This window comes from Streptosporangium sp. DT93, assembly GCF_049844535.1.
In the GTDB taxonomy this organism is placed as follows: domain Bacteria; phylum Actinomycetota; class Actinomycetes; order Streptosporangiales; family Streptosporangiaceae; genus Streptosporangium.
In genome coordinates this window covers 1-4307 of the sequence record NZ_JBNCLF010000043.1, presented here as the reverse complement: position 1 = coordinate 4307, position 4307 = coordinate 1, and the positions used below count along the sequence as shown (strand labels likewise).

Below are 4307 nucleotides of genomic sequence, written 5' to 3'. Positions count from 1 at the left end.
ATCGCGTCCGTCCCCGACACCACCAGCTCCCACAACTCCTCCGGCGAGGCCACCCCACCCGGGAACCGGCACCCCATCCCCACGATCACCACCGGGTCGGAGACCTCGATCCCGGCCCCGGCGTCCGCCCCGGCCACGGTCGCGGCCGCAGTTCCGGCCGCGGAGCCCTGCCGCGCCGACAGGGCGTCCAGCAGGTGCTCGGCGAGTGCGGCGACGGTCGGGAACTCGAAGGCGACGGTGGCGGGCAGGGTGAGGCCCGTGAGCGCGTTGAGCCGGTTGCGCAGCTCGACGGCGGTCAGCGAGTCGAAGCCGAGCTCCTTCAGCGGCCGGTCGGCGCCCACCCCGTCCGCGTCCCCGCGGCCCAGGACGGCCGCGGCCTGCTCGCGTACGAGCCCGGTGACCGTGCGAAGCCGCTCGTGCGGCGGCTCGGACAGCAGCCTCAGGGCCCAGGCGCCGCCGGTCGCCGGGCGCCGGGCCTCGGCGGGCCGCCTGACGATCCCGGAGAACAGGGCGGGCAGGCGGCCCGCGGCCGCCTCGTCCCGCAGCACGCCCTCGTCCAGGAGCGACACCACGGTATGGGCCTCCCGCACCCGTTCGAGCGCGTCCAGCGCGCGGCCGGTCCCGACGGTGCCGACACCGTAGCGGGCGAGCCGGGCGCGGTCGGCCGCGCCCAGGTGGGCGGTCATCGCGCTCGTCTCCTCCCACAGGCCCCAGGCGAGGGCCGTGGCCGGCAGCCCGGCGCGGTGCCGGTGCTCGGCCAGCGCGTCGAGGAAGGCGTTGGCGGCTGCGTAGTTCGCCTGCCCCGGCACGCCGAACGTGGCCACGGCGGAGGAGAAGAGCACGAAACCCTCCAGCGGGAGGCCCGCGGTCAGCTCGTGCAGGTGCCAGGCCGCGTCCACCTTGGGCCGCAGCGCGGCGGCCAGCTCCCCGGCGGTCATCCCGGTGACCGTGGCGTCCGCGAGCAGCCCCGCGGTGTGGATCACCGACCGGAGCGGGCGGTCCGCGGGGACGGACGCCAGCAGCTCCGCCACGGCCGCGCGGTCGGTGACGTCGCAGGCCACCACGCTCACCCCGGCTCCGGCCGCGCCGAGTTCCCCGGCCAGGGCCTGCGCGCCCGGGGCGTCCGGCCCCGAGCGGCTCACCAGCAGCAGGTGCGGGGGGTGCTCCGACGCGGCCAGCCTGCGGGCGACCAGCGCGCCGAGGGTTCCGGTGCCCCCGGTGACCAGGACGGTGCCGGCCCGCGTGCCGGCCGGTGCTCCCGTCGGTGTTTCCGTCGGTGTTTCCGTCGGTGTTTCCGTCGGTGTTTCCTCCGGGGACCCGGGGGCGGGCGGGACCTCCTCGCCGAGGTCGCAGGGGGCGAGCCGGGGCACCAGCAGCTCACCGTCGCGTACGGCCACCTCGCGTTCGCCGTGCTCGGCGGCCAGCAGCGAGGCGGGCGCAGGGCCGTCGGCGACGACCAGGGCGAACCGGCCGGGGTGTTCGGCGGCGGCGGTGCGGACCAGGCCCCGGACCGGGGCGGACGCGAGATCGGACCCGGCCACCACGACCGATAGCCGGGCACCGTCGAACGCGGGGTCGCGGAGCCAGTCCTGGAGCAGTCCCAGGACGGCGGCGGTCCGCTCGTGCGCCTGCGCGACCACGTCGCCCGCCCGTCCGCCCACGGGCACGAGCACGGCACCGGCGCCTGCCGCCTCCGGCAGCCCGCTCACCACGGTGACGTCCCCACCCGCCCTCACCAGAGCGCCGGGGCCGTCGAGGTCGCCGAATCCGCCGAGCACGACGACGTTCCCGGGAGCCGGGCCCGTTCCGGCCGCCCGTTCCCAGCCGACCCGGTAGGCCTCGGCGGCGGGCCGGGACGCGGCGAGCTCGGCGCGCGCGGCCGGGCGGAACGCCAGGGACGCGACGGCACCGACGACCTCTCCGTCCTCGTCCGCGAAGGTGTAGCGGAACCGGGAACCGCCCAGCGGTTCGATGCGCGCCCGCAGCCTTCCCCGCGCCGCCCCGCCGGTCAGGCGCAGGCCCTCGAAGGCGAACGGCAGCAGGGGACGGCCCGGGTCGGGGTCGGAGAGTCCGGCCAGCCCGGCCACCACCGGGTGGAGGGCCGCGTCGAGCAGCGCCGGGTGGAGGGCGAAGTCCCCGCCCGGGACGCCCTGGGAACCGGCCGTGACGAGCTCGGCGTAGACCGCGCCGTCACCACCGCCGTCGCCGGTGCGCCACACGGCGGCCAGCCCCTGGAAGGCCGGGCCATAGTCGTAGCCGAGCCGGTACAGCCGCGCGTACACGTCGGTGACGTCGACGCTCTCGGCTCCGGGGGGAGGCCAGGCGACCCGCGCGGCCTCCGGCGCGCCGGGACCGACGGTCCCGGCCGCGTGCCGGGTCCACGGGGCGTCCTCGGACGAGCGCGCGTGCACCTCCACGGCCCGGTGCCCGTGCTCGCCGGGGGCGGCGACGAGCACCTGCAGCGTCGCCGGACGCCCGGCGTCCAGGACCAGGGGGGCCTGGACGGTCAGCTCGCGCACCTCGGGACAGCCGACGAGGTCCCCGGCCCGGGCGGCGAGCTCGGCCAGGACCGTGCCGGGCGCCAGCACGGTGCCGAACACCGAGTGGTCGGCGAGCCACTCCTGCGCCGCCGTGCCGAGCCGTCCGGTCAGCACGGCGCCGCCGCCGACGAGCTCGACCATCGCCCCCAGCAGCGGGTGGCGGACGGCGGACCGCCCGAGCCCGGCCCCCCGGCCCGGACCGGCGGAGGGGGTGAGCCAGTAGCGTTCGCGCTCGAACCGGTAGGTCGGCAGGTCCACCGCGCGCGTGCCCGCCGTCGTCCAGGAGACGGGGACGCCGCCGAGGCAGGCCACGGCCAGGGCGCGGCGGAACGCGTCCGTCCCGCCCTCGCCGCGCCGGAGCGTGCCGCCCGCCAGCCCGGGCACGCCCCGCCCGGCGATGATCTCCTCGACGGCCATGGTGAGCACCGGGTGCGGGCTGATCTCGATGAACCGGTGGTGTCCCGTGTCGAGCAGGCCGTTGACGGCGGCCTCGAACTCCACGGTCCGGCGGAGGTTGCGGTACCAGTACCCGGCGTCGAGCGCGGTGGTGTCCATCCGTTCCCCGGTCACCGAGGAGTGGAACGCGATCTCGGCCGGTCGCGGTTCCAGGCCGGCGAACGTCTCCAGCAGCTCGTCGCGCAGGGGTTCGACGTACCGGGTGTGCGAGGCGTAGTCCACCGGGACGCGTCGGGCGCGCGCGCCCTGCTCGCCGCACCACGCGAGCAGCTCGTCGAGGGCGTCCGTGCCGCCCGCGACGACCGTCGAGCGCGGCCCGTTGCGCACCGCGATCTCGATCTCCCCGGGCCGGCGCGCCAGGATCCCGGCCAGTTCGTCGGCGCCCAGCGCCACCGACACCATGCCGCCGTTCCCGGCGATGCGGGCGATGGCCCCGCTGCGAAGCGTGACGATCCTCGCCGCGTCCTCCAGCGACAGCGCGCCCGCCACGTAGGCCGCGGCGATCTCGCCCTGGGAGTGGCCGACCACGGCGTCCGGCCACACCCCGGCGGCGCGCCACATCGCCGCGAGCGACACCATCACCGCGAAGAGCACCGGTTGTACGACGTCGACGCGCTCGAGCGGGGGCGCGCCGGCCTCGCCGCGGAGCACGGCGGTCAGGGACCAGTCGGTGTGCCGGGAGAACGCTCGCGAGCAGGCCTCGATCTCGGCGCGGAAGACCCGGTCGGAGTCCAGGAGGGCACGGGCCATCTCGGGCCACTGCGATCCCTGGCCGGGGAAGACGAAGACCGTCCTGCCGGGGGTCCTCTCACCGGTGACGAGCGCGTCGTGGATCTCGCCCCGCGCCAGGGCGCGCAGGGCGGGCAGGTGGTCGGCCAGTACGGCGGCGCCGTGGCCGAGCCGCGCCCTGGAGGTGAGGGTGGCCGCCACGTCGCGCGGGTCCAGCCCGGGGTGGGCCTCAAGGTGGTCGGCCAGTGCCGTGGCCTGCCTGCGCAGGGCGGCGGGGCCGTCTCCCGACAGCAGCACGGGGGGGTGCGGCGCGGTCGCCGGCCGATCGGCACGGGCGGGGGCGTCCGGTGTCCCGGCATCGGGCGTCCCTGCGTCGGAGGGGACGTCGGCGCGGGGGAAGGCGGCGGGCGTCCCGGCGTCCGGTGTCTCGGCGTCAGCGGGAACGTCGGTGTGGACGGGGACGGCCGGTGTCCCGGTGCCGGCGGGGAGGTCGGCGAGTGCGTCCGGTGCCTGTTCGAGGATGACGTGGGCGTTGGTGCCACTGATCCCGAACGACGACACCCCCGCCCGGCGGGGCCCGCC

At 77.5% G+C, this 4307-nt stretch carries 1 protein-coding gene; it reads right to left on the bottom strand.

Going from position 1 to position 4307, the window contains the following annotated elements:
* The coding region (locus ACLQ2R_RS39360) for an SDR family NAD(P)-dependent oxidoreductase (protein WP_425966522.1) at window positions 1-4307 on the bottom strand (4307 nt) is incomplete at both ends.